This window comes from Citrobacter sp. wls711, from assembly GCF_005281055.1.
Taxonomy (GTDB): domain Bacteria; phylum Pseudomonadota; class Gammaproteobacteria; order Enterobacterales; family Enterobacteriaceae; genus Citrobacter; species Citrobacter gillenii.
On the sequence record NZ_SZXC01000071.1, the window covers coordinates 36,407 to 42,821 of the forward strand.

Below are 6,415 nucleotides of genomic sequence, written 5' to 3' on the forward strand. Positions count from 1 at the left end.
GTCATACTTCAGAGCGTATTGGCGTTTTACAGGCCCGCCCCGAGATAATCGGGAGAATACAGACGGCCTGGCTATTTAAGTATGATAAAGAAAACAGGGGGCAAGGGATGTTGCTTAATAAAATGTGTGGTCGTCGGCTGTCGGCAATCAGTTTGTGCCTGGCCGTAACATTCGCTCCGCTGTTCAATGCGCAGGCCGATGAGCCTGAAATGATCCCTGGCGACAGCTCAGCGACCGTCAGCGAGCAGCCAACCGCGTTATCGCAGCCGCAGGGACAATCTTTCGCCACAGCCGTGATGGCGGGTATTCAGGCGCTGCCGGATGGCGCGTCTGTGGATAATGCCCGCGCAGAATTACGTTCTCAACTTCCAGTAGGTTATACGCCGGTTTACATGAGCCAACTGGCGTTGCTGTACGCCGCCCGCGATATGAAACCGATGTGGGAAAATCGCGATGCGGTCAAAGCTTTTCAGCAACAGCTCGCTGAGGTGGCGATTGCCGGTTTTCAGCCGCAGTTCACCAATTGGGTGGCTTTATTGACCGACCCAGGCGTAACGGGCCTGGCGCGGGATGCCGTTCTTTCTGACGCGATGATGGGCTACCTTCACTTTATTGCCAATATCCCGGTCAAAGGCAATCGCTGGCTCTACAGCGACAAGCCTTACGCGCTGACTACGCCGCCCATTTCAGTGATTAATCAATGGCAGGTGGCATTGGATAACGGCCAGTTAACCCCCTTTATAGCCAGTCTGACGCCGCAGCACCCGCAGTACGCGGCGATGCATGAATCGCTGCTGAAGCTGGTGGGCGATTCACGCCCGTGGCCACAGTTAACCAGCACAGCCACGCTGCGCCCAGGTGAATGGAGTAATGATATTCCGGCCCTGCGCGAAATTTTGCAGCGTACCGGCATGCTGGATTCGACAGTCAGTACATCTGCCCGAGAAGGGCGTAGTGCTTACGACAGTGAACTGGTTGCGGCGGTAAAGCGTTTTCAGACGTGGCAGGGATTGGGGGCAGATGGTGCAATTGGTCCGGCAACGCGTGACTGGCTGAACGTGACGCCCGCGCAGCGCGCGGGTGTGCTGGCACTGAATATCCAGCGTTTACGCCTGCTGCCGGGTGAGATGTCTACCGGGATTATGGTTAATATTCCGGCTTACTCGCTGGTCTATTATCAAAACGGTAATCAGGTGCTGGATTCACGGGTTATTGTGGGACGTCCTGACCGTAAAACGCCGATGATGAGCAGCGCGCTGAATAACGTCGTCGTAAACCCACCGTGGAACGTTCCGCCGACGCTGGCGCGTAAAGATATTCTGCCTAAGGTATGGAACGATCCAGGCTATCTCGAACGTCACGGGTATACCGTGATGCGTGGCTGGAACAGCAAAGAGACAATCGATCCATGGCAGGTGGACTGGGCGACGATTACGCCGTCAAATCTGCCGTTCCGCTTCCAGCAAGCGCCGGGGGCGCGCAACTCGCTGGGTCGTTATAAATTCAATATGCCGAGCTCGGATGCTATTTATCTGCACGATACGCCGAATCATAATTTGTTCCAGAAAGATACGCGGGCGCTCAGTTCCGGTTGTGTGCGCGTGAATAAGGCCTCGGAACTGGCGAACATGCTGCTACAGGATGCGGGCTGGAATGATTCGCGGATCTCGGATGCCCTGAAACAAGGGGATACGCGCTACGTGAATATTCGCCAAAATATTCCGGTTAATCTTTACTATCTGACCGCATTTGTTGGACCCGATGGGCGTACGCAATATCGTACAGATATTTACAATTACGATCTTACTGCGCGATCCAGTGCACAAATTGTGTCAAAAGTGGAACAATTAATCAGATAAATGAAGCAGTTCGAGGAAAATGATTGTCGTAAGTTATGTTGGAAACGGGGTGAAATGGCTGCAGGCCCCGTATTTCCTGGGGTTGGGAGCCTTGACGCAGACTAGTTAGCCCGGTAAGGTTTCCCGCGTGCGCTAGAGCATACATACGATAACATTGACCTTGTAGACCTTAATACCATGGACAAATTTGACGCTAATCGCCGCAAACTGCTGGCGCTTGGTGGCGTTGCCCTCGGCGCCGCCATCCTGCCCACGCCTGCGTTTGCCACACTCTCCACCCCACGTCCGCGTATATTGACTCTGAATAACCTGCATACCGGTGAGTCAATTAAAGCTGAGTTTTTTGATGGCAGGGGCTATATTCAGGACGAATTAGCAAAACTTAACCACTTTTTCCGTGATTTTCGCGCGAATAAAGTCAAGTCCATCGATCCGGGATTGTTCGATCAACTCTTCCGTCTGCAAGGCCTCCTTGGCACGCGTAAACCCGTACAGCTGATCTCCGGCTATCGTTCTGTCGATACCAACAACGAATTACGCGCGCGCAGCCGCGGTGTGGCAAAGAAAAGTTACCACACCAAAGGGCAGGCCATGGATTTCCACATTGAAGGCGTTGCATTAAGTAATATTCGCAAAGCTGCGTTATCTATGCGCGCAGGTGGTGTAGGATACTACCCACGCAGTAACTTTGTGCATATTGACACCGGGCCTGCACGGCACTGGTGAGCCGTCGCTTAATGAAACAGGAGCTGTATGAACTATCGTATTATTCCGGTCACTGCATTCGCTCAGAACTGCTCGCTGATCTGGTGTGAACAAACGCGTCTTGCCGCGTTGGTCGATCCCGGCGGCGATGCCGAGAAAATCAAACAGGAAGTGGATGCCAGCGGTCTGACGCTTATGCAGATCCTGCTCACACATGGTCATCTTGACCACGTGGGTGCGGCGTCTGAACTGGCGCAACATTATGGTGTACCGGTTATCGGTCCGGAAAAAGAAGATGAGTTCTGGCTACAGGGACTGCCTTCGCAGAGCCGCATGTTTGGCTTGGGTGACTGCGAGCCATTAACGCCCGATCGCTGGCTAAACGAAGGCGATCGCATCAGCGTTGGCAACGTGACGTTACAGGTGTTGCATTGTCCGGGCCACACGCCGGGGCACGTGGTCTTCTTCGATGAACAGTCAAAGCTGCTGATTTCAGGCGATGTGATTTTCAAAGGTGGAGTCGGACGCAGCGACTTCCCGCGCGGGGATCACAGCCAGCTGATCGACTCGATTAAACGCAAGTTATTACCCTTGGGCGATGATGTGACGTTTATTCCTGGTCACGGCCCGCTTTCAACGCTGGGGAATGAACGCCAGCACAATCCGTTCCTGCAGGATGAAATGCCGGTCTGGTAAATCCAGTCCGTAGGCCGGATAAGGCGCTAGCCGCCATCCGGCAAAAAAAAGCCCGCACGAATATGCGGGCTTTTTTTTTTCAGGTGAGCTTACAGCACGGCGACAATCGCTTCGCACAGCGGCGCCATGTTGTCAGGCGTCATACCCGCGACGTTCACGCGCCCGGAAGCGACAGCGTAAACGCCAAACTCCTCACGCAGACGCAGAACCTGTTCTTTCGTCAGACCGCTGAAGGAGAACATGCCGTTCTGTTTGATGATAAAGCTGAAGTCACAGTTTGCCCCTTTCTCCTGCAAGGTATTCACAAACAGCAGACGCATACGCTGAATGCGCTGACGCATGTCGGTCAGTTCCTGCTCCCAGATTGCACGCAGGGCATCATTGCTCAGAATGGTGGCGACAACCGATGCACCGTGGGCCGGCGGGTTGGAATAGTTGGCACGAATGACGGACTTCATCTGGCTGAACGCACGGTCAACGGTGTCGGCATCGGCAGCAATCAGCGTACAGGCACCCACGCGCTCATTGTACAGGCCAAAGTTCTTGGAGTAAGAGCTGGCGACAATAAGCTCTTTGTGCAGCGCGGCGAATGCGCGCAGGCCTTCGGCATCTTCTTCCAGACCACGAGCAAAGCCCTGATAAGCGAAGTCGAACAGTGGTAACCAGCCTTTTTCTACCGACAGCTGTGCCAGCGTTTGCCACTGCTCCAGCGTAGGGTCAATACCGGTAGGGTTATGGCAGCAACCGTGGAACAGTACCACGTCACCTGCCTGTGCTTCACTGAGGCTTGTCAGTAGCGCATCAAAGTCTAATGAATGGCTGGCCGCATCGTAATAATTGTACTCACGAACGTCCAGACCGGCGGAGTTAAAGACGCTTTTATGGTTCGGCCAGCTTGGGTTACTTACCCATACGCGCTGCGTTGAGGTATTTTTTGCCAGGAAATCAGCCGCCACACGCAATGCACCGGTACCACCAGGGGTTTGCGCGGTACGTGCGCGTTTGTCGTTAATCAGTGCGTGACCTTTACCAAACAGTAATTCCTGAGTGCAGCGACCAAACTCTGGAATACCGTCAATGCCAAGGTAGTTTTTGGTGGTTTCATTTTCCAGTATATATTGCTCGGCTTTTTTCACGCTGGTCAGCACCGGCGTTTTGCCTGTCTCATCTTTATATACACCGATCCCGAGGTTGATTTTCCCTGGGCGGTCATCGGCACGAAACAAATCAGCCAGGCCCAAAATTGGGTCGGCGGGAGCGGCGGTAATGTTCTCAAACATGACGAGGTTCCATTGTGGTTACAGAAGGGAAGTCCGCTATCAGGTTAACGGTAGATTTACAAAATGCCAACCGTTAGTGACGAAAAGATAGAGTGTTTTTTGAAGACGCAAGAATCCGCTGATGGACATAAAAAAACAGGACCGAAGTCCTGTTTTTTAGGCATTTAGCAAAGAGGTCTGCTATTAGAACTGGTATACGATACCGACTGCTACGGTGTCGTCAGAACCTACGCCCAGTTTGTTGTCAGAATCGATCTGGTTGATGATGTAATCAACATAGGTGGACATGTTTTTGTTGAAGTAGTAAGTCGCACCCACTTCGAAGTAGTTCACCAGATCTACGTCACCGATACCTTCAATGTCCTTACCTTTAGATTTGGTATAGGCGAGGGATGGGCGCAGGCCGAAGTCGAACTGGTACTGAGCAACCAGCAGCACGTCTTCAGTTTTGTTAGCGTAGCCGTTACTGATACGGGTAGCGTTACGGGTTTCGCTGTAGTTCGCTGCCAGGTAGATGTTGTTGGCGTCGTATTTCACACCGGTCGCCCACTGCTCAGCTTTCGCACCGCGACCATAAGTCAGCGTTTCTTGTGCATTAGTACGGTCTGCTGCACCGTAGGCACCGACAATACCGAAGCCATTCATTTCGTAGCTTACAGAACCGCCAACACCGTCGCCGTTAGAACGACGTGCGTCATCACGCTCATTTTTGCCCAGGTACTGTACGGCGAAGTTCAGGCCTTCAACCAGACCGAAGAAGTTAGAGTTACGGTAGGTTGCGAGACCACCGTTACGCTGAGAGAAGAACTGGTCGGAAGCAGCGGTATCACCACCGAATTCCGGCAGCATATCGGTATAGCCCAGCGCATCGTAAACGACGCCGTAGTTACGACCATAATCGAAGGAACCCAGGTCGCCATATTTCAAGCCAGCGAATGCCAGACGGGTTTTGTTGCCTTCCTGAGCGTCGTCACCACCTTCGGAGTTATTACCGGCAAAGTTGTATTCCCACTGACCGTAACCCGTCAGTTCGGAATTGATTTGAGTTTCCCCTTTGAAACCAAGACGGGCATAGGTTTGGTCGCCGTTTGCTGCATAGGCGTTATCACCGTTGTGCTTGGAAAAATAGTGCAGGCCTACCGCTTTACCATACAGATCCAGCTTGTTGGCATCTTTATTATAGATTTCTGCAGCGTTAGCTGCCCCGGCTACCAGCAGAGCAGGGATAACCACTGCCAGAATATTGCGCTTCATCATTATTTATTACCCTCATCGGTTTTTATATGACACCTGCCACTGCCGCCAATAAATTCCGTCAATTAAAATTTACGGAACTATTGATGAGAGTTTGGTGTCTTTATGTGTCTGACAGGCATCTTTCCATTCAAACAACCGTTTCGCTACCGTCAAAGTGCTACAAATATAAAGATTTAGTTTCAAAAAGAAAAAATGTGTAACTAAATGTTATTTTTATGCAACTTTGTGAACAATATCAAACTTCAGCTGTCCCCGCGCTAAAAAACAACAGTTTTATTTCTATTTATATGATTTTCTTATGTTTAATTAGCATAACGGTGTTTTTCTGTGCGGATGCCGGAAAGATCGATTTTTACACTTGACTATTTTTAGCCGTCCAGAACGCCATGCGAACGGTTAAAAAATGGTCTATTTAATCAGAAAATGCTAATCCACAATAAAAATGCTGATTGTTTTTTGTGCGCATATGTTGCAGAGAAATATTACGTAACAGGATGAATGGAGTAGGAGATTGTATTCAGGGAGAATGGCGAGTCTGTCTAAAGTGAAAAACGGTGTATGGGTGATGGATATAAAAAAGGCCAGCAATGCTGTAATGCCAGTCAGTTAAGCAACTGA

5 protein-coding genes are annotated in these 6,415 nt (G+C 51.1%); 3 read left to right on the plus strand and 2 right to left on the minus strand.

The window, feature by feature from the left end; translation table 11 throughout:
* Positions 1–107: 107 nt before the first annotated feature.
* The 3 genes from ldtD to FDW98_RS20375 all read left to right on the plus strand — a co-directional run bounded on the left by ldtD (position 108) and on the right by FDW98_RS20375 (position 3,260).
* Positions 108–1,859 (plus strand): L,D-transpeptidase, encoded by a 1,752-nt coding sequence (ldtD, locus tag FDW98_RS20365; protein ID WP_096757665.1) that lies wholly within the window; start codon positions 108–110, stop codon positions 1,857–1,859.
* A 177-nt stretch (positions 1,860–2,036) separates the two neighbouring features.
* The gene (locus FDW98_RS20370; RefSeq protein ID WP_096757664.1) at positions 2,037–2,585 is read left to right on the plus strand and encodes a YcbK family protein; all 549 of its coding nucleotides are present in this window, start codon (positions 2,037–2,039) and stop codon (positions 2,583–2,585) included.
* A gap of 27 nt (positions 2,586–2,612) precedes the next feature.
* A complete protein-coding gene (locus FDW98_RS20375) occupies positions 2,613–3,260 on the plus strand; it encodes an MBL fold metallo-hydrolase (protein WP_096757663.1) in 648 nt (215 codons plus the stop codon).
* An 89-nt stretch (positions 3,261–3,349) separates the two neighbouring features.
* Here the strand turns inward: FDW98_RS20375 and aspC are convergent, their stop codons facing one another.
* Both aspC and ompF read right to left on the minus strand, forming a co-directional pair.
* Positions 3,350–4,540, minus strand: coding sequence for an aspartate transaminase (gene aspC / locus FDW98_RS20380; protein WP_096757662.1), 1,191 nt, complete (start codon positions 4,538–4,540; stop codon positions 3,350–3,352).
* Between the two features lie 183 nt (positions 4,541–4,723).
* Positions 4,724–5,797, minus strand: coding sequence for a porin OmpF (gene ompF / locus FDW98_RS20385; RefSeq protein ID WP_096757661.1), 1,074 nt, complete (start codon positions 5,795–5,797; stop codon positions 4,724–4,726).
* Positions 5,798–6,415 lie beyond the last annotated feature (618 nt).